This is a genomic window from Mycobacterium interjectum (assembly GCF_900078675.2).
GTDB classification, from domain to species: Bacteria; Actinomycetota; Actinomycetes; order Mycobacteriales; family Mycobacteriaceae; genus Mycobacterium; species Mycobacterium interjectum.
In genome coordinates this window covers 490959-517016 of the sequence record NZ_LT546237.1, presented here as the reverse complement: position 1 = coordinate 517016, position 26058 = coordinate 490959, and the positions used below count along the sequence as shown (strand labels likewise).

The following is a 26058-nucleotide window of genomic DNA, read 5'->3' as shown; positions in this document are numbered from 1 at the left end:
CCTTTGCGTTGGCCCAACATGGCTTCAAGAGGGCTGAGCGCGGCCCAGCACCTCGATGCCCGGCAGCGTCTTGCCCTCCAGGTACTCCAGCGATGCGCCGCCGCCGGTGGAGATGTGCGAGAAGTCGCCCTCGGGGATGCCCAGCGCCCGCACCGCGGCCGCGGAATCCCCGCCGCCCACCACGCTGAACGCGCCCTTGCCCGTCGCTTCGGCGATCGCCTCGGCGATGCCCTTGGTGCCGGCGGCGAACGCCGGGAATTCGAACACGCCCATCGGGCCGTTCCAGAAGATGGTCTTGGCGTTGGACAGCAGCGTGGCGAACCGCCTGACCGACTCCGGCCCGATGTCCAGACCCATCCTGTCCTGCGGAATCCGGTCCGCCGCAACGGTTTCCGGCGACGAATCGGCGGCGAACTCCTCGGCCGCCACGATGTCCACCGGAAGGTGCAGCACGTCGGCGTAGGTGTCGAACAAGCGGTGACAGGTGTCGACCATCTCGTTTTCCAGCAGCGACGTGCCAACCGAAAGACCCTGCGCGGCAAGGAAAGTGAAACACATGCCGCCGCCGATCACGATGCTGTCGGCCTTGGTCGCCAGCGACTCGATGACGCCGAGCTTGTCGGACACCTTCGACCCGCCGAGCACCACGGCATAGGGCCGCGTGGTCGAGCTGGTCAACTGCTGCAGCACCCGGATCTCCTCGGCGACCAGCGTGCCGGCGTAGTGCGGCAGCAGGGTGGCGACGTCGTACACGGAGGCCTGCTTGCGGTGCACCACCCCGAAGCCGTCGGAAACGAAAGCGCCCGTGGGCCCGACCAATTCGGCCAGCTGCCGCGCCAGCGCCAGCCGCTCGCCGTCGTCCTTGCTGGTTTCCCGCGGGTCGAAGCGGATGTTCTCCAGCAGCAGGATGCCGCCGTCGGTCAGTCCCTCGGATCGCGCCAGTGCGTCGCCGCCGACGACATCGCCGGACAGCTGGACGTGCCGGCCGAGCTGGTCGCCGAGCGCCGCGGCGACCGGCGCCAGCGACAATGCCGGGTCGGCCCCGTTCTTGGGACGACCGAGGTGCGCGGTGACCACGACCTTGGCGCCGGCCTGCAGCAACGCCTGCAGGGTGGGCACGGACGCGGTGATGCGGCCGGCGTCGGTGATCGCACCGTCCTCGTCGAGGGGCACGTTCAGGTCGGAGCGCACCAGCACGCCGCGGCCCGAAACCCCTTCGGCGAGAAGGTCTTCCAGGGTTGGGACGGAGGACCCAGAAGACGAGGCCATGGTCTACAGCGACTTGCCGACCAGCGCGACCAGGTCGATGAGGCGGTTGGAGTAGCCCCATTCGTTGTCGTACCAGGACACCACCTTGGCCTGGTTGTCGATGACCTTGGTCAGCCCGGAGTCGAAGATCGAGCTGTGCGGGTCGGTGACGATGTCGCTGGACACGATCGGCGCGTCGTAGTACTTCAGGATGCCCTTCAGGCGCCCCTCGGCGGCGGCCTTGAACGCGGCGTTGATGTCCTCGGCGGCGGCGGCTTTGGACAACTCGACGGTCAGGTCGGTGACCGAGCCGGTCGGGATCGGCACCCGCAGCGCATACCCGTCGAGCTTGCCCTTGAGCTCGGGCATCACCAGGCCGATGGCCTTGGCCGCGCCGGTGGAGGTCGGCACGATGTTCAGCGCGGCCGCGCGCGCCCGGCGCAGGTCCTTGTGCGGCCCGTCCTGCAGGTTCTGGTCCTGGGTGTAGGCGTGGATGGTGGTCATCAACCCCTTGACGATGCCGAACTCGTCCTGCAGCACCTTGGTCACCGGCGCCAGGCAGTTCGTCGTGCACGAGGCGTTGGAGATGATGTTCTGGCTGCCGTCGTACTTGTCGTCGTTGACGCCCAGCACGATGGTGATGTCGGGGTCGGTGGCGGGCGCGGAGATGATCACCTTCTTGGCGCCGGCGTCCAGGTGGCCCTTGGCCTTGGCGGCGTTGGTGAACAGGCCCGTGGACTCGACGACGACGTCGACGCCCAGGTCGCTCCACGGCATCGCCGCCGGGCCCTCGCGCACCTCGAGCGCCTTGATCTTCGTGGTCCCCACCACGATGGTGTCCTCGCCTTCGAGGGTGACGTCGTAGGGCAACCGGCCCAGGATCGAGTCGAATTTGAGCAGGTGCGCCAGCGTGGCGTTGTCGGTGATGTCGTTGACCGCCACCACCTCGACGTCCGCGGTGCCCTGCTCCTGCTGGGCCAGCAGGGCCCGGTAAAAGTTGCGTCCGATTCGACCGAAGCCGTTGATGCCTACTCGGACAGTCACTTGTCTCTCCCTGTCTTTCTATGTCCGCTGATGAGCGCTCGTCGTCAGCCTAGATCAGCGGGAAACACCGCCGCGCGCCGGTAATAGCGCCGGACCCGCGCCGCCCCGCGATCTGCTGTCCCCAGGTGGGGACCGCGCACCTGGGGACAATATTCCCGGCGGGTAAAGCCGGGCGGCCGGGTCCGCGATTTGCGCAGGCATGCCCCGGGGGCGAATAAGGCGCAAAATCCCCTGGTAACCGGAGCGTGTCTCCTTTGTATCGGTTCTATAAGCCCCGGAATCGTCGCGTGTCCAATAGCAATACCAAGCCATACATTCGACACGGCTGCGGTACGGCGATGCGGTTCTGCTGCCGCATTTGATTGCGAATGCTAAAGGAGTCGAGGTTGATGACGGGCTTTGATCGGNTGGGGGCGCCCGTGCCCGTGGTGCCGGTCGGCGCTCCGCTGATCGCGCTCGCCGGCGGCCCGCTGGACGCTGCGGCGCCGGTGGCCGCACCCATCATCGACATGGCCGGGACCGGCAAGGGCGAGCCGACCGGCCCGGCGCCCGCCGGCGGCCCGGTGTCCGGTCAGCCGATCGCGCCCGGTCCCGCGCACTGAGGCCGACACCCTTCCGAATTCGAAACGGACCCGCTGGGTTTAACCCGGCGGGTCCGTTTCGTTGTGGGGGATGAAAAGCCCGCACCGACAGCGGGGTTCGCACGTCAGCTGGGCGGGGCCTCCCACAGCAACGGCGGCTGTTGCCGTTGCGGCGGCGCGTCCTTCACGATCACCGGGTCGCCGACGTGGACCGTGTTGTAGTACCACTCCGCATCCTCGGGGCTCAGGCTGATGCAACCGTGGCTGACATTCTCCAGCCCCATCGCGTTGACGGCCCACGGGGCCGAATGGACGAAGAGGCCCCGGCCGGTGATGCGGACGGCGTAGTCCACCGGGATGCGGTAGCCGTCGGGATCGTCGACGGGGATGCCGACGCTGCTCGAGTCCATGATCACCGTGCGTTCCTTGGACAGGACGGTGTACGAGCCGACCGGCGTCGGGTATTCGGGCCTGCCCATCGAGGCCGGCAGCACACCCTCTTCCCCCCAGTGGGGCCGGTGGTGCGGCGCGGGCAGCGGCCCCGACTCGACCCCGTCGATGGTCACCTTGAAGGTGTGATCCGCGATGTTGGCGACGCCGACGACGGCGGGGCCCGTTTGAAATTCGGTGGCCAGGCCGCCCACCGAGAGCGCCACCGTGCTGTGCGCCGGCCAGAATCGGTCGGGAACCCAGCGCACCACGTCGTCGTCGAGCCATTCGTACTTGCCGGTCATCGGCGGCGCCGACGTGACCTGGGCGGCGCGCTCGGCCGCGTGTCGGTTGGTTACGGGCGCGCCAAAGGTCACCACCACCGGGTGCGCCACGCCCACCACCGCGCCGCGCGCAGGCAGCACCGCGGCGATGGCGAGGCCGTAGGGCCGGGTCGCCGCCGCCAGGCGCACGTCGACCGGCCCCGCAACCACACTCGCAGCGATCCCGATGACGGCAAGCACACACCGAACAACCGCCCGCATGGCTCCAATTCCTTAAGGTGACTGACCTAAATCCTTCAACTGACACAGTTGTAATAGGATGGTAAAGCCGGGCTGACCAGCGGAAGCGCAAGGGCGCGTGCGTAATTGGTCAAATCTCAGTCACGTTTTGGCTACGGTCAGCCACCGCGGCGCCGACTCGGCGGCGTGGTACCCGCACAGCCCGTCGATGCCGGCCCCCGGCGGCGAGCCGACGCCGAACGGGTGGGTCGCCGAGCGGTGGTCGTGGATGACGCCGGGCACCGTCAGCTCACCCGAGCGCGCTCCCCCGCCGACCGTGTCGCGAGCCTCCGCACGTGCATGTCGACGCCGTTGCGAGCCGGGTGGACCGCGCGGCGAGGCCGTTGGGCCCCCCGCCGACGACCACCGCGTTGGTCACGACTCGCCGTGAAGGACCGGTTGCGTCGTGAGATGGACGGGGAATTCGTCCCCGGGCTCGGGCCACGGCTGGCGGGTCAGCATGTCGGCGACCTCCACGTAGCCCGCCTCGATCAGCCCGGTCTTGGCGTCCAGGATGCGGTACCACTGCTTTTGGATGTGGATCGGTTGGCCTTCGAGCACGATGACGCGGACGTCGCCGTCGGCGAATCCGCAGCGCCGTTGCACCGCCTCGAGCAGTTGCTCGTTGTGCAGGTGGCCCTCGCCGAAGTTCCATCCGACCAACGGCCCGGCGACCACTTCGCCCTCGCGGATGCTGTAGTCGGCCTCGTTGTCGATCGCGCGGGGCAACAGCCCGTTGAGCGCCCGGCCATGGGTGTGCATCGCCCGGAACGCCGCCACCTTGTCTGACATCACTTCGGCGGTCCCGGCGCCATAGAGCTTGGCCAGCTGATTCACCACGAGCGCAGAGCTTTTCACGACGCTTGCCTCGATCTTGTCCTCGGCGCCCGCGCGGAAGCACCACACGCTGGTGGCCCAGTTGCCCGCGTAGTAGCGCATCGCCGGGAGGAACGAGATCTTCTCGGGGAACATGTTTCCCGCGATCACAATGGCCACGGCGACGACGATCAGGGCGAGCAGCAGAGGCGATCGCAGGTCGGTGGCGCGGATCGCCCCGTAGTGCCCGAACAGATAGAACAGCGAGAAGATGAAGAACACGTTCCACTCCAACGGCACTCCCATCGGGAGGTTGGACAGGATGTTGAGGTGGAAGACCACCATGAACCCGATGAGGAACCATCGCCAGGGTTGATCGCCGGCGAAAAACACCAGCAGCGTCGGAACCACGAATTCCGCCGTGGTGCCGCCGATGTGTGCCATGGCCTTCGGCAACCACGAGGGCCGCAGATCGTTGACGTGGTCGAGGTAGAGCGCGTGCTTGACGGGGTTGAACAGCTTGGGCCGCAACAGCGCGTTGTTGCTCGTCATCACCGAGACCACGTACGGGAAGTGGTGGTTGAGCTTGGAGGTCGCCGCTCCCCACCACAGGCACAACATGATGATCTTGTAGGCCGCGATCTGATCGGTGAACGGGAAGAAGAAAACGAACAGCTTCAGCCAATAGTGTTCGCCGCGCGCGGCCAGGAAGATCGTCTTGTCCCGCAGCCCCAGCACCGCCAGCGCGACGATCGTCGGCACCACCCGGACCGGGTCGATCAGGGGCCCGGGCGACATCAACGCCCACACCCCGCCGATCAGCACGACGGCATACAGGGCGACGTCGACGACGGTGCGGTTGTCACCGCGCGTGAACGGGACCTTGCCCGGCCACGCGGGCAGCCGAATCGTGTTGGGGCGCAACCAATATAGGAACCCACCGATGGGTGGCATGAACCGACCGGTCAGCGGGCCCGAGCCGCAGCCGAAACCGAGGACCTCGAACAGCAGCGTGAACACGATGAACTTCTGGTAGACGACCGGCTGCGTCCACCAGTCGCCGATGCGACCCAGCCCGCCCAGCCCGGGGGTCAGCGAGATGATCGCGGCCGGCGCCGCGACATACAGGGCGATCTTCAGTAGGTACAACAGGTACACCGCGTAGGGGGTGCCGAAGCCGTGTTCCGCCCAGTGCCGGGTCACGACCTGCAGCCGCGTCGCCCGTGGCAACGTCCGCCAGGTTTCGGGGTCGACGTCCGGTAGCTCCGGTGACATGAATCCCATGGGCGGCCTTAGAGTCCGAGGTGAAACCAGCTGGCCAATACAATCTATCCGCAGCGACGGACACAGCGGTATGGGTCAATGAGAATCGCTTACGCCCAGCCTGTTTGAGGGGCCGGCCGCGGTAACGCTAACGGGTTGCGGACCGCGCCCGGTGCGGGAATCGCCGCTGCAGGTTTTCGATCATGCCGTCCAGGGCGTGACGTTCCCGCTCTTCGCTGCGCGCCATGCGCCGGAGGCTGCCGGCGCCCTCCGCGTCGCCCGCGGCCTCGGCGACCACGATCGCCTTCCGGTACTCACCGAGCCGGTGGTCGATCTGACGGCGGCTCTGGAAAAGGATCCGACGGAAGTAGTCGGCCTGGCGATGGTCCGCCGTCTCGACCGCCGCGGGCGAGAGCGTGACATCGCGGGCTTGCCGGTTGATGGTCACCGAAGGCATGGCCCCTCCTAGGCGGACATTGACGGGGCCGGGGCGGACCGCGCTGCTGCGGGGCATGCGCCCGCGCCGGTCCCGAACGCCACCCGAACCGTGCCCAGCGGCCAGGCGGGTACCGCGCGCGTCGGACAGACCGGCGACGTCCATTTCGGCCCTTTCAGCTGCGGGTTGGGTGATTGGCGAGAGGTAACAATAACCCCCCGATCAGACCGGCGCTATAGGGCCGGACCATGGATACATCCGTCGTAGGTTGGGTCGAACCGACCGTGGGTACAAGTCCGGGCAAAACATCGTGCCGGCGCCCCGGTTCCCGGTCGCTACCATCGAGGGACTCGACGGGCATCGCGGCCCGCCAGAGCCACGAGGAGAAACGTGACCGACAGCGACAGCCCAGACATCGAGGACATCGAAAAGTTCGACCCCGGTCTGACCCAGCGCCTGATGAGCGTGATGCGTCCGTTCCTGAAGACGTATTTTCGGTCAGAGGTGCACGGCTTGGATTCATTCCCGCCGGGCGGGGCGCTGGTGGTCGGCAACCACTCCGGCGGCATGTTCCCCATGGACGTCCCGATCTTCAGCGCCGGATTCTACGAGAAGTTCGGCTACGGCCGGCCGGTCTACACGCTGAGCCACGACATCCTGATGACCGGCCCCACGGCGTCGCTGTTCCGGCGCACCGGTTACATCCGGGCCAACCGGGAGAACGCGGCCAAGGCGCTGCGGTCCGGCGGCGTGGTGGTCGTCTTTCCCGGCGGCGATTACGACGCGTACCGGCCCACGCTCTCGGAGAACGTCATCGACTTCAACGGCCGCAAGGGATACGTCAGCACGGCGATCGAGGCCGGCGTGCCCATCGTCCCCGCCGTGTCGATCGGCGGACAGGAGACCCAGCTCTACCTGACCCGCGGCACCTGGCTGGCCGAGCGCCTGGGCATAAAGCGCTTGCTGCGCAGCGCAATTCTGCCGCTGTCGTTCGGTTTCCCGTTCGGGCTCAGCGCCGTCGTGCCGCCCAATGTGCCGCTGCCGGCCAAGATCGTGACGCAGGTTCTCCCACCCATCGACATCGCCGCGCAGTTCGGCGACGACCCGGACGTCGACGAGGTCGACGAGCACGTGCGGTCGGTGATGCAGGAGGCGCTCGACCAGCTCGCCGCCCAGCGACGTTTCCCGATCCTGGGCTGAGCCATGGCCTCCCCCGTCAACCAGGCGCTCGGCGGCTTCGGTGTCTTGGGCACCCTGTGGCGCGCCGGGGTGATCGCACCGATGCGACCCGACCGCTACCTGAGGATGGCCGCCGCGATGCGCCGCGAAGGCCTGGGCATGACCGTGGGCTTTGCCAGCGCGGCGGCGCGCTGCCCGGACCGTCCCGGCCTGATCGACGAGCTGGGCACGCTGACCTGGCGGCAGCTCGACGAGCGGATCAACGCGTTCGCCGCGGCGCTGCAGGGCTTGCCGTCGGGTCAACCCAAGGTCGTCGGGATCATGTGCCGCAACCATCGCGGCTTCGTCGAGGCGGTGGTGGCCGTCAACCGGATCGGCTCCGACGTCGTGCTGCTCAACACGTCGTTCGCCGGGCCGGCCCTGGCCGAGGTGGTCAACCGCGAAGGCGTCGACGCCGTTGTGTACGACGAGGAGTTCACCGAGACCGTCGATCGAGCGCTGGCCGACAAGCCCGACGCCACCCGGATCCTGGCCTGGACCTCCGACGGGCAGCGCGGGGCGACCGTCGAGCGGCTCATCGCCGATCACGCCGGCCAACACCCGCACCGCACCGGGCGCAAGGGCAGGATGATCCTGCTGACCTCCGGCACCACCGGAACGCCCAAGGGCGCCAACCAAACTGGCGGTAACGCCGGGGTGGGCACGCTCAAGGCGATTTTGGACCGCACGCCATGGCGGGCCGAGGAAACCATTGTGATCGTGGCGCCGATGTTCCACGCCTGGGGCTTTTCGCAGCTGATCTTCGCGGCGTCGATGGCCTGCACCGTGGTCACCCGGCGCAAGTTCGACCCGGAGGCCACCCTCGACCTCATCGACCGCCACCGGGCGACCGGCCTGGCGGTGGTGCCGGTGATGTTCGACCGCATCATGGAGCTGCCCGCCGAGGTGCGAAACCGGTACAGCTGCAAGTCGTTACGGTTCGCCGCGGCGTCCGGGTCGCGGATGCGCCCCGACGTCGTCATCGCCTTCATGGACCAGTTCGGCGACGTGATCTACAACAACTACAACGCCACCGAGGCCGGCATGATCGCCACCGCCACCCCGGCGGACCTGCGGGCGGCCCCCGACACGGCGGGCAGGCCGGCTGGCGGAACCGAGATCCGGATCCTGGACGGCGAATTCAACGAGCTGCCCACCGGCGAGGTCGGCACCATCTACGTCCGCAACGACACCCAGTTCGAGGGCTACACCTCGGGCAGCACGAAGAATTTTCACGCCGGGTTCATGTCGTCGGGTGACGTCGGGTGTCTCGACGACGCCGGGCGCCTGTTCGTCGTCGGGCGCGACGACGAGATGATCGTGTCCGGCGGCGAGAACGTCTACCCGATCGAGGTGGAGAAGACGCTGGCGGCGCACCCCGAGGTGGCGGAGGCCGCGGTGATCGGCGTCAGCGACGACCAGTACGGCCAGCGGCTGGCGGCCTTCGTGGTGCTGGTCCCCGGGGCCGGCGCCACCGTCGACACGCTCAAGCAGCACGTGCGCGAGAACCTGGCCAACTACAAGGTGCCGCGCGAAATCACCGTCCTCGACGAGCTGCCCCGCGGCAGCACCGGCAAGATCCTCCGCAACGAGCTGCAGGCACGGGTCGGCGGCTGATGCGGTTCAAGATCAGACAGCCGAGGCCGCTGGCGCGGGCCGCGCTGGAATTGGCCAACGCCGCCAACGGATTACGACCGCTGGCCCGCAGGGGATACAGCACCGTGCTGGTGTTCTGGTTCGGCTGGCCGACGTCGGAGGTGCCCGGGGTGTACTTCTCGGCCTCGCTGCTGGACACACTGCGGCGCGGGCGGCGCGGCGACTTCGCCGGGCGGCGCGGCAAGGCGGCGCTGGCGCTCACGGCCGCCTCCTGGGCGATCCTGGCGGTGATCCGCTACCGGGGCGTCACCACGCCGGGCCCGGTGCTGGAGGCCGGCCTGCGCGAGCAGTTGGGGCACGACTACACCGAGGCGCTGGAGGCGCTGCCGCACGCGCGGCCCACCCGCAGCGGCCGGCGCACCCTGCCGCTGGGCAACACCGTGGCGCGCCGGCGCTACGTCGAGAAGACGAACGTGGTGTCCTACGGCCCGCACGGGCGCGCCAACCTGGCCGACATCTGGCGGCGCCGCGACCTGCCGCGCCACGCCAAGGCGCCGGTGCTGCTGCAGGTCCCCGGCGGCGCGTGGATGATCGGCATGCGCCGCCCCCAGGCCTACCCGCTGATGAGCCACCTGGCCGCCCGCGGCTGGGTGTGCGTGTCGATCGGCTACCGGGTTTCGCCCGTGCACACCTGGCCCGACCACATCGTCGACGTCAAACGGGCGCTCGCCTGGGTCAAGGACAACATCGCCCGCTTCGGCGGCGACCCGAATTTCGTGGCGATCACGGGCGGGTCGGCCGGCGGCCACCTGTCCGCGCTGGCGGCGCTGACCCCCAACGACCCGAAATTCCAGCCGGGGTTTGAGGAGGCGGACACCTCGGTGAGCGCCGCTGTTCCGGTGTATGGGCGCTACGACTGGTTCTCCACCCACGGCGAGGGGCGACGCGAATTCATCGGGCTGCTCGAAAGGTTCGTCGTCAAAAGGAAATTCGCCACCCATCGCCACATCTACCTGGACGCCTCGCCGATTAGGGAGCTAAGGGCCGACGCGCCACCGTTTTTCGTGCTGCACGGCCGTGACGATTCGCTCATCCCGGTCGGCGAGGCGCAGGAGTTCGTCGAGGAACTTCGCGCGGTGTCGAAGTCCCCGGTCGCCTACGCCGAATTGCCGCACGCCCAGCACGCTTTCGACATCTTCAGTTCCCCGCGGGCGCATCGATCCGCCGAGGCCGTCGCCCGCTTCCTGTCCTGGGTGTACACGACGACGTATGTCAACCGCGACCAATAGTTGCGCGCTGGCGTCGTCAACGCCGTTGCGGGCCTGAGGGTTCGGTCGACCCGCCCCGCCTGATGGGCGACGGCGTTGGCGGCTTCACGGCTGGCGCCGTCGTGCTTGCTTCGGGCCGAGCCGATAGGCGCTGATGTGCTCGAGCGCCATGTTCACGGCCAGTTCGACAGGTCGGGCGCTGCGCATGGTCTGCGCCATTAACAGTCCGCCTTGCAGTGCACTCATCACGGTCAGGGCCAGCTCGGCAGAGTCGGCAGCCGCGGAGAGTTCGCCATTGTCGCGCATAGTCGCCAAGCCCGTGGACAGATACGATTGCCACTCGGCGAAACTCTGCGCAAGCTCGTGGCGCGCCGAATCGGACTGTTCGGCAAGCTCGCCCACCAAGGAGCCCAGCGGACAACCGCCGACACCTTGCGTCGCACGCGTCATGGCCACGACGTGATCACACCACCGCTGCAGCCCCTCCCACGACGAGACCTCGCCCAGATCGGGCTGCTGGGCCGCGATGACGTGGGCGAGTTGGGTCTTCACGACCTCGCGAATGAGTGCGTCCTTGTTGGCGAAGTAGTGATACAGCTGCGACTTGCTCGTGGCGGTGGCCGCCATCACGTCGTCCAGGCTCGTCCCGGCCACCCCCTGCCGGCGCACGAGCATCGCCGCCGCAGCGACGATGCGGGCTCTGGTCGCCGCGCCGCGAGTCGTCAGCCGCCCAGCACCGGGGCGCTCCCTTGATGACATGCGTGCAGTGTATTGAGATTGGACTTGATAGTCCACTTTTGCTTCAGCACAATTCGCCATGTAGCCCGCCAAACCCTCGGAGAAGATGACATGTCCCGCCTGAACTATGGCCAGCAGTTCCCCCCGCTCGAAGTTCCCGCCGTCGGTGGCGGCACGATCTCGCTGCCGGGCGATCTCGCCGGCTCCTACGGCGTCGTCTTGGTGTACCGCGGGTCTTGGTGCCCGTACTGCAACGCGCAGCTGGCCGCGTTCTCTCGCGCTTCCGACGCGCTGACCGAGCTAGGCATCAAGGTCGTCGCCCTGTCTGTCGACGATGAGGAGACCTCCGCCGCGCTGGTCGCAAAGCGCAAGCTGAGCTTCCCGGTCGGCCACAGCGCGGACGCCGACAAGATCGCCGAGGCGACGGGCGCCTACGTCAACGACGATCCGCACTACCTGCAATCGACCGGCTTCATCTTGGCGCCGGACGGCACGGTGCGGCTCGCCGTGTACTCCAGCGGCGCCATCGGCCGGCTGGTCGCCGACGATGTGATCGGCTTCATCCGGTACATAACCGACCACCCGGACGCGCGGTGAGCGACACCCAAAAGCTCGATCAAAAATCCCGCTGCCGCACCGCAGATAATAAGGTCTCGAGATATAACTCGATGTTTCTGGGTTCCGCGATGTTCTTGTTTGGCTTCCTGAAATTTTTCGAGCCATTTCGCACGTGGTTCGATGTACAGGTCACCAAAAGCGGCCTCCCGCGATTCAGCATCCCAATCGGTATCGCCGGAGAGATATCCATTGGCCTCAGCCTGCTTTCGGCTTCCGGCTGCACACGGAAACCCTCGAATCTTTTCGGCCCGATCGTGTTCACCGCCTCAGCCGGCCTGATTGCCAACATGGCGGGCGCCACCTACGTGCACCTGCACCCGGAGGTGCCGGCAAGTGTACTTCCACTAAAAATAAAGCCTCCATTCATCCCCCTGTTCTTCATGTTTTTGGCGGCAGTGAATCTCGTTCAACGTGATCGAGTCAACAACCGACAATCCTGACGGCAGACCGAGACGGCAAAGGAACGACCGACCAAATGCGCCCGCCGCATCAGACCCTGTTTGAAGCGACAACTATCGGTGGCGTTGGCCTCGCCAGCCGCGTCGCCCTGGCACCGATGACACGGGTCAGCGCGACGGCCGACGGTCTGCCCACCGACCAGATGGCTTCCTACTACCGCAGATTCGCTGAGGGTGGGTTCGCTCTGTTGATCACCGAAGGCCTTTATATCGACGACCAGACCAGCCAGGGATACCTCTTCCAACCCGGCATCGCGAACTCCGCTCACGCGGCGGCCTGGCGGCGGATCGTCGACGGCGTCCATGACCGCGGCGCCAAATACTTCGCCCAACTCATGCACGCCGGCAGCCAGTCACAAGGCAACCCGCACACAACGATCACGTGGGGCCCGTCCGCAATACGCCCGAAAGGCGAGCAGCTGCCCATGTACCGCGGTTCGGGCCCGTTCCAGGTTCCCCAGGCGATGACCGCCGAGCACATCGCCCAAGTCCGCGGCGCCTTCGTCAATGCGGCACGGCAGGCGCGCGACGCCGGGTTCGACGGGGTGGAAATCCACGGCGCAAACGGCTACCTGCTCGACGAATTCCTCACCGACTACTTGAATACCCGCACCGACGGCTACGGGGGCAACACGGCAAACCGGGTCCGTCTCGCCGCCGAGGTCTGCCATGACGTCGCGTCGGCCGTCGGCGGCGACATCGCCGTCGGCATCCGCGTCTCCCAGGGGAAAGTCTCCGACAACCACCATCGGTGGGCAGGTCGCGAGGACGACGCGGCCGCTATCTTCAGCACGCTGGCCGGCACAGGCATCGACTACATCCACACGACGGAATATCGGGCGCTGGCCCCGGCATTCGCCGAATCCGGCAAATCTCTCGCGCAGCTCGCCAAGGAATACGGCAAGCTGCCGATAATCGCCAACGGTCATCTCGACGACCCCCGGGACGCCGCCGCCATCATCGAGTCCGGCGCCGCCGATGTCGCCGCCCTGGCCAAACCGGCGTTGGCCAACCGCGACTGGCCCCACCGAGTGCGCGCCGGTCAACCGCTATCACCCGATCTGCCTGCGGATCTGTTCGGACCCATCGCCAACCTCAAAGACTGGGAGGTCGTCGGCGCATCCACCACCAAGCGGACTTGATTGGTTCGCAGCGTCAAGCGCACTGCGAGCGAGCGACCCGCGCTTGGCGACGTCGACGGGGCCGCACTCGCGGGCGGCCGCCGGCTTCGACGCGGGGGACCAGCAGCGCCGCAACGTCATTGAACGAAACGCAACGGCGTCAGGCTATGACGCGGCCGGGCCACCCGCAACGACAAACTCGCGATCGTCTGCCGTGCGGCCGCCGTGCTCAGGGCAATCACCATCTGGGCTGACCCATTTGCCCAGCCCGCTAACCGCTCACTTCCTTCGCCGCGGCCTTCTCCAGTTCGGTCAGCGCCGGCTCGATCCGATCGGCCATGTCGTCGATGTCGTTGGCCACCTCGGGCGTCGTCACGAAGCCGAAATCCAGGCAGTCGGTGTAGGAGAAGCAGGTGATGTTCAGGGCGACGTCCATCACGGGCGGCCCGAGTGGCACCAGCGAATCCAGCTTGGCGCCGGCCATGTACAACGGGAACGGCGGGCCGGGGACGTTGGACACCACCAGGTTGATGGGGGCCAGGTTTCGCGACAACCCGCTGGCCGTATAGGCGCGCGCGGCCAGCTGCAGCAGCCCCGGCGGCGTCGTCTCGGTCAGCCCCATGATCTGGTGCGCCGACAGCGCCTTGGCCATCAGCTTGGCGCTCTGGGTGCTTTCGTGGATCGCTCGCAGCCGCTCGGCCGGGTCCTCGATGTCGGTCGCCAGCGACGCGGTCATCGAGCTCACCTTGTTGCCGACGTCGTCCTTGGTCTCGTCGGTGCGGGTGGAAACGGGGATCTGCGCGATGAGCGGTTTGGCCGGCAGCTCGCCGCGCTTCTGCAAGTAGTCGCGGGCGGCGCCGGCCACCAGCGCGAGCACGACGTCGTTGAGCTTGACGCCGTACGCGTCCTTGATGGCCTTGGCCCGCGCGAGTTCCACCCGGCAGCCAGTGACCCGCCGGTGCGGCGACACGGGCGCGTTGAACCGGGTCTTGGGCGCCTCGAAGTAGCGCGGCGGCCGGCTGCTGACGCCGAGCGCGGCGACCTGCTGGCGCAGGGTCTGCTCCACCAGGCGGGCGAGGCGAAAGGGCGTCTTGATGCCGACGTTGATCAGGGCGCCCACCGCACGCCGCTCCAGCCCCGGAAGCTGCAAGCCCACCAGCGACCCGACCGTTTCCTGTTGCGGCGGGCGCGGTTCCGGCGTGACGTCCAACAGGATTTCGCCCAGCCCCGCGCCCGAGACGCCGTCGACGATGGCGTGGTGCATCTTGGTCAGCGTCGCGATCCGCCCGCCCTCGACTCCCTCGATCACCCACATCTCCCAGAGCGGCCGGGAGCGGTCCAGCTTGTAGGACATCAGCCGGCCGACCAGTTCCTCGAGCTCGCGCCGGCCGCCGGGGGCCGGCACGCCGATGCGGCGGAGGTGGAAGTCGACGTCGAGCTCCTCGTCCTCGACGAACCACGGCCGGTCCAGCCCGAGCGGTGCGCCGGTGACCCGCCAGCGTAACTGCGGCAGCTCGGGGAGCCGCTCGATCAGCAGTTGGCGGAGTCGCTGAAAGCTGTATTCGGGCGCGTCGTTGGGATCGCAGATCGCCAGAGCACCGACATGCATGTGCCAGCCCGCTGTTTCTGCGGACCAAAACGCCGCATCGACGCTCGAAAGCCGTTTCATGCCCTGACCGTAGCCCCCGCTCAGGCATCCTCCAATAGGTCGGGCGTCACCGCCGATTCCGTGTCCGGGATCCCCTCGACCTTCGCCTTGCGGTCGGCCATCGACAACAAGCGCCGAATGCGCCCGGCCACAGCGTCTTTCGTCATCGGGGGGTCGGCCAGCCGGCCCAGCTCCTCCAGGGAGGCCTGCCGGTGCTCGACGCGCAGCCGGCCCGCCGAGGCCAGGTGGTCCGGGACGGTGTCGCCGAGGATCTCCAGCGCGCGCTCCACCCGGGNCCCCCCGCCATGCCGCCTCGGCGTCGCCGATGCTGCCGCCGACCACCTGGGCCGGCAGCCCGCGCACCGGACGGCCCCGCATGTCGAGCAGTCCGGTCTGGCGGGCCAGCGCCTCGCCGTCGTTGGCCACCCGCAGCACGTACCGGGTGCTCTTGCGAATCCCGCTGGCCGACAACACATGCACGACGGCGTTGTACCCGTAGAGCTCGAAGATGTCCTTGCGCAGCCGGCGCGCGACGTTACCCAGGTCCACCTCGGCCTCGACGACCACCCGGCCGCCCACGATGTGCAACCCGCCGGCGAACCTCAGCAGGGACGTGACCTCCGCGCGCCGCGCGCTGACCGACTTCACAACCAAGCGGCTCAGTTCGTCCTTGACTTCGGTCGTCATCGCCACGCGTCGTCACCCCTCTCACCGTCGACCCGGATCTCGTTCGTGGTCGTCGCCGAAGGGGTTTCCGGGCGCTTGTTGCCCGCTCGGACCCCGTCCAGCGCCGCCGCGAGCTTGCCCGGGTCATGTAAAGGTGTACCAGGTCGGGACACGTCGGCGAAGTGGACCTCGGCTTCCAGCAGCGTCGCGGTGCGGCGCAGTTGCTCGCGTTCGCGCTCACCCGGCACCCGCTCGGCGTCAATGATGATGTCGTGCACGGTGAATCCGGGCGCGTGCTGGGCCAGCACATGCAGGTGGCGTTCCACCGAGAAGCCGGCCGTCTCCCCCGGTTCGGCGACCAGGTTGAGCACCAGCGCCCGCCGCGCGGTGGTCGACCGCAGCGCCGAGGCCAGCCCCGGCACCATCACGTGCGGGATCACGCTGGTGAACCACGACCCCGGCCCCAGCACCACCAGGTCGGCGGCCATGATGGCGTCGACGGCCTGCCGGGTCGCCGGCGGGTTGGACGGAAGCAGCCGCACCCGCCGCACCTTGCCCGGCGTGGTCGCGATCGCCACCTGCCCGCGGATCAGGCGGAAGATCCGGGGGTCGGCCTCCAGGCCGGACACATCGGCCTCGATCTGCAGGGCGATCGGGCACATCGGCAACACCCTGCCCTTGACGCCGAGGATGCGGCCGAGCTCGTCGAGGGCGGCCACCGGGTCGGCCAGCACCTCGTTGAGGCCGGCCAGCAGCAGGTTGCCGATCGGGTGGCCGGCCAGCGCGCCGTTGCCGCCGAATCGGTGCTGCAGGATGGTCGCCCACAGCCGTCCGTACGGGCTGTCGGATGCCAACGCCGCCAAGGCCATTCGCAGATCGCCGGGCGGGATCACGTCCAGTTCGCTGCGCAACCGGCCCGACGAACCGCCGTCGTCGGCGACCGTGACCACCGCGGTGACGTAGGGCGTCAGCCGGCGCGCCGCGGACAGCGTCGCATACAGGCCGTGTCCGCCCCCCAGGGCAACGATGCCATCACTCATTCGCGACCCAGATCCCGGTGCAGCACCCGCACCGCCAGCTGGGGGTTACCCCGAAGCAGCTGCATCAATGCCTCGGCGATCGCGACGCTGCGATGCTTGCCGCCCGTGCAGCCGATGGCGACCGTCATGTAACGCTTGCCCTCCCGGCGGTAGCCGTCGACAACGAGGTTCAGCAGACGATGGTAGGCGTCGAGGAACTCGGCCGCCCCGGGCTGGCCCAACACGTAGTCACGCACGGCCGGATGCTCGCCGGTGAGCGGGCGCAGGTCGTCGACCCAGTGCGGGTTGGGCAGGAACCGGACGTCCATCACGATGTCGGCGTCCATCGGCAGGCCGTACTTGAAGCCGAACGATTCGACGGTGACGCTGGTGGACGCGCCGGTCTCACCGCCGAAGGCGCGCTCGATGCTCTCCCGCAGCCCCCGCACCGACAGGGTCGACGTGTCGATGATCAGGTCGGCGGTGGCGCGGACCGGCGCCAGCATCCTGCGCTCGGCGGCGATGCCCTCGGCCAGCGTCTGTTCGCCCTGCAGCGGATGGCTGCGGCGGTTCTGTTCGTAGCGGCGCACCAACATGTCGTCGGAGGCCTCCATGAACACCACGCGCGGGGTGATGTTGCGGGTGGCCAGCTCGGTGCGCACCTCGTCGAGATCGCCGGTGAACCCCCGCGACCGCACGTCCATCACCACCGCCAGCTGCGTGATCCGCGACCCCGCGGCCAGCCCGAAATCGACCATCCGGGTGATCAGCTGGGGCGGCAGGTTGTCGGCCACGTACCAGCCGAGGTCCTCGAGCACCTTGGCCGCCGTGCCCCGCCCGGCACCCGACAGCCCCGTTACCAGGACGACGTCGATGCCGGCCCCGTCTTCGGGGTAGGCGTCGCCCGGGTGGTTGTTGGTGAACTCGTCTTGGCTTGTCATTCGGCGACTTCCGGTTGCTCGGGTCGCAGCGCCTCGAGGACGGCCGTGGCGGTGGCCACGCCGATGCCCGGAACGGCGGTGATCTGGTCGACGGTGGCCTCCTTGAGGCGGGCTATCGATCCGAAGTGGGTTACCAGCGCCTTGCGGCGATGTTCTCCCAATCCTGGCACCGAATCCAGCGCGGAGGCGGTCATTCGCTTGGATCGCTTGCTGCGATGGTAGGCGATGGCGAACCGGTGCGCCTCGTCACGGACGCGCTGCAGCAGGTAGAGGCCCTCGCTGTTGCGCGGCATGATGATCGGGTCCGGTTCCGAGGGCACCCAGATCTCTTCCAGCCGCTTGGCCAGGCCGATGACCGCGACGTCGGTGATGCCGAGTTCGTCGAGCACGGCCGACGCCGCGTTGACTTGCGCCGCGCCGCCGTCGACGACGAACAAGTTGGGCGGGTAGGCGAAGCGGCGCGATTTTCCTTCCGGGGAAAGCATATTGGGGGCGCCTTGATCGCCTTGATCGCTTAAGTGCCGCGCGAACCGGCGGCGGGTCACCTCGGCGATGGAGGCGACGTCGTCGGAGCGCCCCTGCCCCGCGGCCTCGCGGATGCCGAAGTGGCGGTAGTCCGACTTGCGCGGCAGGCCGTCCTCGAAGACCACCAGCGAGCCCACCACGTCGGTGCCCTGCACGTGGCTGATGTCGACGCATTCGATGCGCAGCGGCGCATCGGCCAGACCCAGCGCCTCCTGAATGTTCTGCAGCGCAGCTGATCTCGCGTTGAAGTCGCCGGCTCGCTTCAGCTTGTGTTGCTGCAGCGCCTCTTTCGCGTTGCGCAGCACTGTTTCGGCGAGCGCGCGCTTGTCGCCGCGCCGCGGCACCCGCAGCGCCACTCGGGAGCCGCGTAGCCCGGACAGCCAGCTGGTCAGCTCCTCGGCGTTGGACGGCAGGCACGGCACCAGCACCTCGCGCGGGACGGGGTTGGTGGATTCGTCGGCGGCCCCACCGAGTTCGGCCTGCTCCCCGTAGAACTGGGTCAGGAATTGCTCGACCAGCCGCTCCTCCCCGGATTCGCCGGGGTCGCCGGACTTTTCGACGATCCAGCCGCGCTGGCCGCGAACCCTGCCGCCGCGGACGTGGAAGACCTGCACCGCCGCCTCCAGGTCGTCGTCGGCGAACGCGACCACGTCGGCGTCGGTGCCGTCGCCGAGCACCACGGCCTGCTTCTCCATGGCCCGCTTCAGCGCGGACAGGTCGTCACGAAGCCGCGCGGCCCGCTCGAAGTCGAGCTGCTCGGCCGCGGCGTTCATCTGCTGCTCCAGGTCGCGGGCGAACCGGTCGGTCTTGCCGGACAGGAAGTCGCAGAAGTCGTCGACGATCTGGCGATGCTGCTCGGCGCTGACCCTGCCGACGCAGGGTGCCGAGCATTTGTCGATGTAGCCGAGCAGACACGGGCGGTCGATCTGCTTGTGCCGCTTGAAGACTCCGGCCGAGCAGGTACGCGCCGGAAAAACGCGGGTGAGCAGGTCCAGCGTCTCGCGGATCGCCCACGCGTGGGAGTACGGTCCGAAATAGCGCACGCCCTTGCGGCGGGGGCCGCGATAGACCATCAGCCGCGGTAACTCCTCGCCCAGAGTGACGGCCAGCACCGGGTACGACTTGTCGTCGCGGTAGCGGACGTTGAAGCGCGGATCGAATTCCTTGATCCAGTTGTATTCCAGCTGGAGCGCCTCGACTTCGGTGTTGACCACCGTCCACTCGACCTTGGCCGCGGTGGTCACCATCTGCCGGGTTCGCGGGTGCAGGCCGGCGATGTCGGCGAAGTAGGACGTCAGCCGGCTGCGCAGGCTCTTGGCCTTGCCGACGTAGATGACCCGCCCGTGCGCGTCCCGGAACCGGTAAACGCCCGGCTCGACCGGGATGGACCCGGGCGCGGGGCGATACGTTGCGGGATCTGGCACGTATCCAGGCTAGTAGCCACCCCCGACCCGTTCGACAACCCGTTCGGTCGGCTGCGATGCTGGCAAGGTCATGTCCCGTACCTCGCTGGCGTGGTTGCTCCAGCCGCTCACTGTGCAGACCTTCCTCGAGGAGGTGTGGGGCGTCACCCACTATCAGGTCAAGCGAAGCCGTTGCGGCTATTTCGACGGGTTGGTCCACGGCCCGACCGCGTTCGACGAGCTCTTGGAGCGCGTCCGACCGGAGCCGTCGGCGGTGCGCCTCGTCAGGGGTGGCGAGAGCGAGGCGGCCGACGCCTACCGATGTCCCGACGGCAGCCTCGACCTGACCCGCGTCCGTGAGGCTTTCGCCGAGGGCTACACGATCGTCCTCAACGGGCTCGAGCAATACGTTCGCGCGATCGCGTCGTTGTCCCACTCCATCGAAGTCGAGCTGAATTTCCCGACCCGGGTCAACGCCTATTTCACACCACCCGAATCAACCGGTTTCGAGCCTCATTACGACCCCCACGATGTGCTGATCCTGCAGATCCATGGATTCAAGGTCTGGCGTTTGTCCGACGGCGCCGCCGTGCCACCGCACGAGATACAGCGCCGGCAGGGAGTCGCCGGCGACATCCCGTTGCCGAGCGAGTTGCGTCTGGAAACCGGCGACGTGCTGTACCTGCCACGCGGTCAGGTTCATGCGGCCGAAACTGCCTCGGAGCCATCCGTCCACCTGACCGTGGGGATCCACGCGCCGACGGTGCTCACCCTCATCACGCACGCGCTTCATTCGCTCAGCCTGCGCGACGACCGCCTGCACGCCCGCCTGCCGCCGCGACACATCGACGACAACGCCGTCCGCGCGCGCCTCGGCGGGCTCGTGCGCGACATCGTCGAGGACCCAGGCGTCGTCGCGGGAGGTTTCGACGCGATGGAGGACGTCCTCGTGCGGCGCGGCCGATGCCCACCCGTCGGACGGATATCGGACTCGGTCGCAATCGACGGGGACACCGTGGTGGCGAAGCATCAGCCGCTCTATTCGCGGGTGGTGGCCGCTGGCAGCGGCGCCGCCCTGCAGTTTGCTCAGTTATCGATCAGCGTCGGCGCCGACCACACCGCCGCAATGCTTTTCGTCTCGAAAAGCACTGAGCCGTTTCGGGTTCGCGATCTGCCGAGGCTGACCGCGGGCCAGCAAACGGAGCTGACGCGCACGCTGATCGCGGCCGGGTTCTTAGTCCGCCTGCCCCCCGACTGAACCTCGGTGGCATCCGCTCCAACGGCAACGTCCAGCATGTTGCTCCGTAAATGCGGATACTAACCTCTTTTTCAGTCGATATTGCGGATCTCTTATCCGCCGGTGAAGAATTGCTCGCGTGCCCCCGGATACAAGCCGCCGACGATGACGGGACCGATCTGGATGGCCTCGCCGCCGGAGGTGCATTCGGCGCTGTTGAGCACCGGCCCGGGCATCGAATCGTTGATTTCCGCGGCGGCGGCGCTGGACTCGTTGAGCGCCGAATATGCCGCCGCCGCTGAAGAACTCGACGCGCTGCTGGCGGCGGTGCAGGCAGGGGCGTGGCAGGGCCCCAGCGCGGAGTCATATGTTGCCGCGCACGTGCCCTACCTGGCTTGGCTGATGCAGGCGAGCGCCGCCAGTGCGGCGGCGGCCGCACAGCACGAGGCCGCGGCCACGGCCTACGTCACCGCGTTGGCGGCCATGCCGACCCTGGCCGAGTTGGCCGCCAACCATGCCGTTCACGCGGCGTTGGTGGCGACGAATTTCTTTGGGATCAACGCGATTCCGATCGCGCTGAACGAGGCCGACTATGCGCGGATGTGGATCCAGGCGGCCACCACGATGACGACCTATCAAACCGTGTCCGGCACCGCGGTGGCCTCGACGCCACAAACCGCCCCGGCGCCGCAGATCCTGAAAGCCAACAGCAACGCCGCCAGCAGCAACCAGGACGAGGGCGGCGGCCCGACCAACCCAAACTGGTGGACGCAGCGCGTCGGCAAAATCATCACTGCCTTCGAGAACGAGTTGACCAATCCAAATTCGACGAACGGTCAGGTCCTCTACACCACGCTGACATATTGGATTCCCCGCTGGTCGGGCGAGGTTTATCTCACGTTCGCTCCGCAATTGCCGCAATTGTCGGAGCTTTCGTTCGGCCTGATCGCCCCCGCATTCATGGGAGGTTCCGCGGGGGCGGCCGGGCTGGCCGGCCTGTCTCAACCCGACCCCGCCTCGATGCCCGCCGTCCCCGGGACGCAACCGGGCCCGTCGAANAGATGTGGATAAGGGACAGGAATCCCTGGACCCGGACTTTTCGGTGGCGGCGTCGGACCAAGGGGCGGGGACGCTGGGGTTCGCCGGAACCGCCCATACCGCCGGCGCCGAACCGGCGGCCGGGCTGACCACGCTGGCCGGCGACTCGATGGGCCGCGGACCCGTCGTGCCGATGACGCCAACCACCTGGAACCCCGACGCCGAAGACGCGCGCGGCGAATGAGGCGACCGCGCATACCACCACGCCCGGCGACGCAATCAGCCTGTACCCGAAGATGTCTCGCGTAGCGTCCCGAATGTTCTGCCGCGCGGGCGATTTCGCGCAGTCGCTTGGGGATCCCGCTGTTGACGTTCACCTGATCGGCGCGGATTCGGGCCAACATGCCGGATCGTCCTTGAAAACGGCGGAATCCGGTGGTCGGACGGCTACGATCCGCGTANCGGCGGAGTCGCGGGCGGTCCCGGCGGCACCGGCGGCGTCGCCGGAATGTTGGGCCTGCACGGGGCCGCCGGCGGCACCGGTGGCGCACCCACCATCCCGGTGCAGGTGGACCAGCAAGTGAACAGGCCCTACGTCGACGTCTCCATCGCCGGCGGGCCGAATTCGCAAGTGATTCTCGACACCGGATCCAGGGGTCTTGTCGTCCCGCCGCAAGACGTCAATTTCGCGTCCCTCGGCACGCCCACCGGGACGGGCAGCGTGACCTACGGCGACGGCGGAAATACCGTGACCGAGAACTACACAACGTATTCGGCCACCGTGAATTTCGGGAACGGCATCATCAGCCAGCCGACCAAGGTTGCCGTCGTTACCTCCGTCGCGCAGACGCAGAACGGCCATACAACCAACTTGCCGGCGTCGGACGGACTCCCCGTTCTGGGCATTGGGGGAAGCAATCTCGTCGGCCCGTTGACCACCAGCCCCGTGCAAGCCTTGCCCGACACCCTCAACCAGGGCGTGCTCCTCAACGAGCCGGCGGGTACGGCGCAGTTCGGCGCCAACCCGCTGACCGCCCTCACCTCGTCTTCCGGGGCGCCGGTGACCACGCTGAAGGTATCGGTCAACGGCGGTACCCCCGTGACCGTTTCGGACGCGTTTGTCGATTCCGGTGGCCTGTGGGGAGACGTACCCGCCTCGCTGGGCACCGGCTCGGTGGGCGGCTACGTGCCACAGGGAACGACGCTCACCGTCTACACCGCCGGCAACGTCGCCATCTACTCCGAGACGGTCGGCGCGGCCCCGACGGCCCCGAGTGTGGTCAGCGGGGCGAACGGCCTTTTCAATACCGGGAATGTCCCCTTCGAAACCATCCCGATCTACCTGTCGTACAACCCTCTCAACACCGGGACGCTGTTCTACGACGCCTGACACGCCCCGCCGATGCGTCGACACGGTTGCTCGCCTCCCAGCTTGCGTCACATCGCCGGCAACCCAGCCTTCAAGAATCCGCCAAGGTGTCCGGTGCAACGTTGCCGTGATCGACCGCGACGACCGCTCGCGGACAACCCACAACCATGAAGGCCACCACAGATCACACCCAGCCCCAGCTCGCTCGAACAGGAAGGCAAGGCCCTGGGGCCGCTATGGTCAAGGTTTCCCGTGTTTGCGAAAGGCTGACCCGGGTGGCGAATGCGAGTCCAGCGGCGACGCGGTATTTGATGAGTTGCCTACCGAGCGAAGGAAGGACACGCCAGTGCCAGAACGCGTATCACCCACGATCGCATCCGTGGCGGCGCTGAATCGAGGCCACGGTGAGTGACGTACCGCAGGGACCCGAATGGTGGCAGGCGTCGGATCTCAAGTGGTATCCACCAGAGCTACACGCCGGATATCAGGCACCTCCACCCGCCCAGCCACCCGTCACGACGGAAAGTCCGCGCGGTCAACGGAAAATCATGGCCCTGGCTGGGTTGGCCCTGCTCGCAGTTGCCGTCCCGGTGATTGGTCGTATGGTGTACGCGCTGACCACACACAACGTCGGTGCCCTACAACTCCTCGATCTGCTGGTGATAGTCACCGTCGTGATGATTGGCGTGACGATCACGGTTCGGTCGCGTCAGTCTGACGCCGGCAAAGTCATGTTCGGTATCGCGACGGTACTCGTCGCCATAGCAATAACTGCGGCCGGGGATACCCTTGGGCGCTTCATATTTGGGGGCAGGTCCCTGTTTGAGGGAGGGCCCTCCGCGAGTGAGCAGACAAGTGCCCAGGCCGCACCCCCGGGCTCGACAACCCCGGGATCCGGGTATACCTGGGCGCAGCTCGACCACGACTACCCGGGCCTCCGCACGCCGTGCATCAAGCAGCCCAACGCGGCCGGGAAGCTTCAGTGCTATTGGTCGCACTACTCCAATGTGGGCTTGGTGGAGCCGGCCGCCGAGAAACTGCCCGAGGGCCCGGTTCGTGACGAGCTCCTGGCGGATTTCGAGTTCTACCGCAAGGAGTACCCGCAAGTTCAGGACTGCACGACCACGACACTGACGACCAACTTCGGATGCATCGCGGGGGCCCAGATGCTCGACAGCTACGACAGCGAAATCGCCTCGAGCATTCAGCAGGGGCTCAGCGGCGGCCACTAGGCCGAGGCGTTGGGCCACACTGCATACGGCACCATGCGCCGGGCGATGCGTCGCGCCGAGCGACGCGAAGCACATCACCGAGCCCTGCGGGTCGCCGCAGTTTTGCACCGGATCGGATCCCGGGCGCGGCGATTGCCGGCGTCGCTGCGATCCCGATCAGCAGTTGCCAGCTTGCTGGCAACCCTGGTGGATCAGGCCCGGAATGCCGCCGGTGTTGGTGCAGCCGCTCGCAACTCCGCAAGCGTTCTGGTTCTGTTGCATTTGGTTTCGCCACTGTTGCAGACACTGCAGTCGCGCGGCACCGGAGGTCCCCGCGCAGGGATCAGGCTCAGCCTGCGCGGCGGGCGGAGGCGCACCGAGCGCCATGAACGGGACCGTGAGAACCGCTGCCGCTGCGATCATCAATTTCTTCATCTCATTGCCCTTCAGTTGACGTTGCATCTCGCTTCTCGGTCGAACATGTGGCCGTGCCCGCAACTCGGCGCGGATGTCGGACCACACACCGGTCATGCATTTGACCCAGCCCCGGCCGCTCGCCCATATACACCCTCAGCTAGCAATTCTGCGACGGACGCCTTGGAATTTTCTTGGCGGGCAACATCGTCGGATTCGCGCAAAACCCGGCAGCGTGCAAACGGCACTTGTTGTGCGGCAAGGCAACCCGGCATCGCACCCTCGGTCCAATACCGACAACATTCGGGTGCTGAACCTACGGCGGGGTGAAGCGCCCTCAACACGCGGTGCGTTCCGGCGGGGCCTGGCATCAGGTGCTGGACGCCACCGACGCCAACGCCGTGGGCTACGGGAAGATCTTGGGCTCTAGCCTCCGGCGCAGTAATGGGGAGTGGTCCCGTTGCAGAAATTCCAGCCCTGCATCTTGGCAATGCTCACCGATAGGACCGCGCCCTGGCCTTGGGGACCGGTGCCGAGCACAATGGTCACGGGCTCACCCAGGGGGACAAGGCTGGGGCTGGAGGTGGCCGTCACGCTTCCGGTGCCGGTGCCGTTGACGACCGACTTCAGCTCGAATTCCGCAATGCCGATGATGCCGCAGCCAACCATTGGCGCATTCGGACAGGTCGATCTGTCGGAAAACCTCCAACTCCCGGAGCCGTCTGCGTCGATCTCGATGCTCCCGCCAGCGTTGCCGCCGCCCCATCGTCCGACGAACGGGACCACCCCCGGCATGCTGGAAATCGGATGTGGCGTGGTCGTGGGAACGGCCGCCGGGGGCGGTGCGAGTTGCGCGGCTTGGCCCGGAGGCGGCGCGGCTTTCGCGTCCGGGCCTGGGGATGTGCGCTTCTGCTGGAGCAGGAGATAGCCGGTCACGCCGGCAATGCCAGCCAGGACCACGACGGCCACCACGAGCGCGGCGATCAAGGCCGTCTGGCGCCGGGGCCGCAGTGTGGTTGAGGTCGGGCCGGGACCGCGGGCTTGCCGATCGGCGTCCGGTGGTGGAGCCGTCATATCCGCTTCTCCCCTCGGGAAGATGTATGGCGCCAGTCCGCCATTGCGACCGATCGTTGCGGCCCGCGGTGGCAAGCCTAAGGCGGCCGCCTTGGAATTTTCTTGGCGGGGATCAT

At 67.6% G+C, this 26058-nt stretch carries 21 protein-coding genes and 5 pseudogenes; 12 read left to right on the top strand and 14 right to left on the bottom strand.

The genetic code is table 11. The features are described 5' to 3' along the window. Positions 1–24: 24 nt before the first annotated feature. Together BN4348_RS37075 and gap are read right to left on the bottom strand one after the other, a co-directional pair. On the bottom strand, positions 25–1269 hold the full coding sequence (locus BN4348_RS37075; RefSeq protein ID WP_066910596.1) for a phosphoglycerate kinase: 1245 nt from the start codon (positions 1267–1269) through the stop codon (positions 25–27). Between the two features lie 3 nt (positions 1270–1272). Then, positions 1273–2292, bottom strand: coding sequence for a type I glyceraldehyde-3-phosphate dehydrogenase (gene gap, locus BN4348_RS37070; protein WP_066910593.1), 1020 nt, complete (start codon positions 2290–2292; stop codon positions 1273–1275). Positions 2293–2708: 416 nt separating this feature from the next. Between gap and BN4348_RS37065 the strand changes: the two are divergent. Beyond that, positions 2709–2894 (top strand): annotated as a pseudogene (locus BN4348_RS37065) (hypothetical protein); the annotation flags it as partial. 104 nt (positions 2895–2998) lie between these two features. On the opposite strand, the gene BN4348_RS37060 reads toward BN4348_RS37065, so the two are convergent. The 4 genes and pseudogenes from BN4348_RS37060 to BN4348_RS37045 all read right to left on the bottom strand — a co-directional run bounded on the left by BN4348_RS37060 (position 2999) and on the right by BN4348_RS37045 (position 6401). Continuing rightward, on the bottom strand, positions 2999–3847 hold the full coding sequence (locus BN4348_RS37060) for a L,D-transpeptidase (protein WP_066910591.1): 849 nt from the start codon (positions 3845–3847) through the stop codon (positions 2999–3001). Positions 3848–4030: 183 nt separating this feature from the next. After that, a pseudogene (locus BN4348_RS37055) lies at positions 4031–4244 on the bottom strand (NAD(P)-binding protein); the annotation flags it as partial. Continuing rightward, positions 4241–5965: a DUF3556 domain-containing protein gene (locus tag BN4348_RS37050; protein WP_066910587.1), complete on the bottom strand. Its 1725-nt coding sequence runs from the start codon at positions 5963–5965 to the stop codon at positions 4241–4243. The pseudogene BN4348_RS37055 and the gene BN4348_RS37050, both read right to left, overlap by 4 nt. 127 nt (positions 5966–6092) lie before the next feature. Beyond that, positions 6093–6401 (bottom strand): hypothetical protein, encoded by a 309-nt coding sequence (locus tag BN4348_RS37045; RefSeq protein WP_066910585.1) that lies wholly within the window; start codon positions 6399–6401, stop codon positions 6093–6095. A gap of 369 nt (positions 6402–6770) precedes the next feature. Between BN4348_RS37045 and BN4348_RS37040 the strand changes: the two genes are divergently transcribed. From BN4348_RS37040 to BN4348_RS37030, 3 genes are read left to right on the top strand one after another with little or no spacing between them, the layout of a single operon-like run. After that, complete coding sequence (locus BN4348_RS37040) at positions 6771–7580, top strand: 1-acyl-sn-glycerol-3-phosphate acyltransferase (RefSeq protein WP_066910583.1); 810 nt, start codon at positions 6771–6773, stop codon at positions 7578–7580. 3 nt (positions 7581–7583) lie between these two features. Next, complete coding sequence (gene fadD12 / locus BN4348_RS37035) at positions 7584–9215, top strand: acyl-CoA ligase FadD12 (protein WP_066910580.1); 1632 nt, start codon at positions 7584–7586, stop codon at positions 9213–9215. Beyond that, positions 9215–10483 carry an alpha/beta hydrolase gene (locus BN4348_RS37030; protein WP_066910577.1) on the top strand — a complete coding sequence of 423 codons (1269 nt, stop codon included), beginning with the start codon at positions 9215–9217 and terminating at the stop codon, positions 10481–10483. The genes fadD12 and BN4348_RS37030 overlap by 1 nt, the downstream gene beginning before the upstream one ends. An 84-nt stretch (positions 10484–10567) precedes the next feature. Here the strand turns inward: BN4348_RS37030 and BN4348_RS37025 are convergent, their stop codons facing one another. After that, positions 10568–11257, bottom strand: a complete 690-nt coding sequence (locus tag BN4348_RS37025) for a TetR/AcrR family transcriptional regulator (RefSeq protein WP_235852671.1) — start codon at positions 11255–11257, stop codon at positions 10568–10570. Between the two features lie 54 nt (positions 11258–11311). Here BN4348_RS37025 and BN4348_RS37020 point away from each other — a divergent pair, with 54 nt between their 5' ends. Genes BN4348_RS37020 through BN4348_RS37010 form a run of 3 tightly spaced genes read left to right on the top strand, consistent with a single transcriptional unit; the run spans position 11312 to position 13418 of the window. Further along, positions 11312–11797, top strand: a complete 486-nt coding sequence (locus BN4348_RS37020) for a peroxiredoxin family protein (protein WP_066910571.1) — start codon at positions 11312–11314, stop codon at positions 11795–11797. Further along, positions 11794–12258 (top strand): hypothetical protein, encoded by a 465-nt coding sequence (locus BN4348_RS37015; protein WP_211145693.1) that lies wholly within the window; start codon positions 11794–11796, stop codon positions 12256–12258. The genes BN4348_RS37020 and BN4348_RS37015 overlap by 4 nt, the downstream gene beginning before the upstream one ends. Positions 12259–12293: 35 nt before the next feature. After that, positions 12294–13418, top strand: a complete 1125-nt coding sequence (locus tag BN4348_RS37010; RefSeq protein WP_066910565.1) for an oxidoreductase — start codon at positions 12294–12296, stop codon at positions 13416–13418. A gap of 250 nt (positions 13419–13668) precedes the next feature. Here BN4348_RS37010 and BN4348_RS37005 read toward each other — a convergent pair whose 3' ends face one another. The 5 genes and pseudogenes from BN4348_RS37005 to uvrC all read right to left on the bottom strand — a co-directional run bounded on the left by BN4348_RS37005 (position 13669) and on the right by uvrC (position 19620). Further along, the gene (locus BN4348_RS37005) at positions 13669–15066 is read right to left on the bottom strand and encodes a WS/DGAT/MGAT family O-acyltransferase (protein ID WP_066910562.1); all 1398 of its coding nucleotides are present in this window, start codon (positions 15064–15066) and stop codon (positions 13669–13671) included. A 20-nt stretch (positions 15067–15086) separates the two neighbouring features. After that, positions 15087–15732 (bottom strand): annotated as a pseudogene (gene whiA, locus BN4348_RS37000) (DNA-binding protein WhiA). Continuing rightward, positions 15729–16751, bottom strand: coding sequence for a YvcK family protein (locus BN4348_RS36995; RefSeq protein ID WP_066910560.1), 1023 nt, complete (start codon positions 16749–16751; stop codon positions 15729–15731). Before BN4348_RS36995 ends, whiA begins: the two are co-directional and overlap by 4 nt. Further along, positions 16748–17671 carry an RNase adapter RapZ gene (rapZ, locus tag BN4348_RS36990; protein ID WP_066910557.1) on the bottom strand — a complete coding sequence of 308 codons (924 nt, stop codon included), beginning with the start codon at positions 17669–17671 and terminating at the stop codon, positions 16748–16750. Before rapZ ends, BN4348_RS36995 begins: the two co-directional genes overlap by 4 nt. After that, positions 17668–19620 (bottom strand): excinuclease ABC subunit UvrC, encoded by a 1953-nt coding sequence (gene uvrC, locus BN4348_RS36985; protein WP_066910554.1) that lies wholly within the window; start codon positions 19618–19620, stop codon positions 17668–17670. Before uvrC ends, rapZ begins: the two co-directional genes overlap by 4 nt. 70 nt (positions 19621–19690) lie before the next feature. On the opposite strand from uvrC, the gene BN4348_RS36980 reads away from it, so the two are divergent. The 5 genes and pseudogenes from BN4348_RS36980 (at position 19691) to BN4348_RS36960 (ending at position 24475) form a co-directional block, all read left to right on the top strand. Further along, complete coding sequence (locus tag BN4348_RS36980) at positions 19691–20857, top strand: cupin domain-containing protein (RefSeq protein WP_066910551.1); 1167 nt, start codon at positions 19691–19693, stop codon at positions 20855–20857. A 144-nt stretch (positions 20858–21001) separates the two neighbouring features. Continuing rightward, positions 21002–21586: pseudogene (locus tag BN4348_RS61195) on the top strand (PPE family protein); the annotation flags it as partial. Positions 21587–21899: 313 nt separating this feature from the next. Beyond that, complete coding sequence (locus BN4348_RS36970; protein ID WP_084454028.1) at positions 21900–22118, top strand: PPW family C-terminal domain-containing PPE protein; 219 nt, start codon at positions 21900–21902, stop codon at positions 22116–22118. Positions 22119–22382: 264 nt separating this feature from the next. Continuing rightward, positions 22383–23264, top strand: coding sequence for a PecA family PE domain-processing aspartic protease (locus BN4348_RS36965; RefSeq protein ID WP_066910548.1), 882 nt, complete (start codon positions 22383–22385; stop codon positions 23262–23264). Between the two features lie 527 nt (positions 23265–23791). Continuing rightward, positions 23792–24475, top strand: a complete 684-nt coding sequence (locus tag BN4348_RS36960; RefSeq protein ID WP_066910545.1) for a hypothetical protein — start codon at positions 23792–23794, stop codon at positions 24473–24475. Between the two features lie 156 nt (positions 24476–24631). Here BN4348_RS36960 and BN4348_RS59395 read toward each other — a convergent pair whose 3' ends face one another. Next, positions 24632–24916, bottom strand: a complete 285-nt coding sequence (locus BN4348_RS59395; protein WP_160040337.1) for a hypothetical protein — start codon at positions 24914–24916, stop codon at positions 24632–24634. A gap of 378 nt (positions 24917–25294) precedes the next feature. Beyond that, positions 25295–26058: pseudogene (locus BN4348_RS59390) on the bottom strand (hypothetical protein); the annotation flags it as partial.

Excerpts from the sequence above, each read along its gene's own strand:
- BN4348_RS37075 (WP_066910596.1), bottom strand. The coding sequence starts at position 1,269 with ATGGCCTCGTCTTCTGGGTCCTCCGTCCCAACCCTGGAAGACCTTCTC.
- BN4348_RS37060 (WP_066910591.1), bottom strand. The coding sequence starts at position 3,847 with ATGCGGGCGGTTGTTCGGTGTGTGCTTGCCGTCATCGGGATCGCTGCG.
- BN4348_RS37050 (WP_066910587.1), bottom strand. The coding sequence starts at position 5,965 with ATGGGATTCATGTCACCGGAGCTACCGGACGTCGACCCCGAAACCTGG.
- BN4348_RS37045 (WP_066910585.1), bottom strand. The coding sequence starts at position 6,401 with ATGCCTTCGGTGACCATCAACCGGCAAGCCCGCGATGTCACGCTCTCG.
- fadD12 (WP_066910580.1), top strand. The coding sequence starts at position 7,584 with ATGGCCTCCCCCGTCAACCAGGCGCTCGGCGGCTTCGGTGTCTTGGGC.
- BN4348_RS37030 (WP_066910577.1), top strand. The coding sequence starts at position 9,215 with ATGCGGTTCAAGATCAGACAGCCGAGGCCGCTGGCGCGGGCCGCGCTG.
- BN4348_RS37020 (WP_066910571.1), top strand. The coding sequence starts at position 11,312 with ATGTCCCGCCTGAACTATGGCCAGCAGTTCCCCCCGCTCGAAGTTCCC.
- BN4348_RS37010 (WP_066910565.1), top strand. The coding sequence starts at position 12,294 with ATGCGCCCGCCGCATCAGACCCTGTTTGAAGCGACAACTATCGGTGGC.
- BN4348_RS37005 (WP_066910562.1), bottom strand. The coding sequence starts at position 15,066 with ATGAAACGGCTTTCGAGCGTCGATGCGGCGTTTTGGTCCGCAGAAACA.
- BN4348_RS36995 (WP_066910560.1), bottom strand. The coding sequence starts at position 16,751 with ATGAGTGATGGCATCGTTGCCCTGGGGGGCGGACACGGCCTGTATGCG.
- rapZ (WP_066910557.1), bottom strand. The coding sequence starts at position 17,671 with ATGACAAGCCAAGACGAGTTCACCAACAACCACCCGGGCGACGCCTAC.
- BN4348_RS36980 (WP_066910551.1), top strand. The coding sequence starts at position 19,691 with ATGTCCCGTACCTCGCTGGCGTGGTTGCTCCAGCCGCTCACTGTGCAG.
- BN4348_RS36965 (WP_066910548.1), top strand. The coding sequence starts at position 22,383 with ATGTTGGGCCTGCACGGGGCCGCCGGCGGCACCGGTGGCGCACCCACC.
- BN4348_RS36960 (WP_066910545.1), top strand. The coding sequence starts at position 23,792 with ATGGCCCTGGCTGGGTTGGCCCTGCTCGCAGTTGCCGTCCCGGTGATT.
- BN4348_RS59395 (WP_160040337.1), bottom strand. The coding sequence starts at position 24,916 with ATGCAACGTCAACTGAAGGGCAATGAGATGAAGAAATTGATGATCGCA.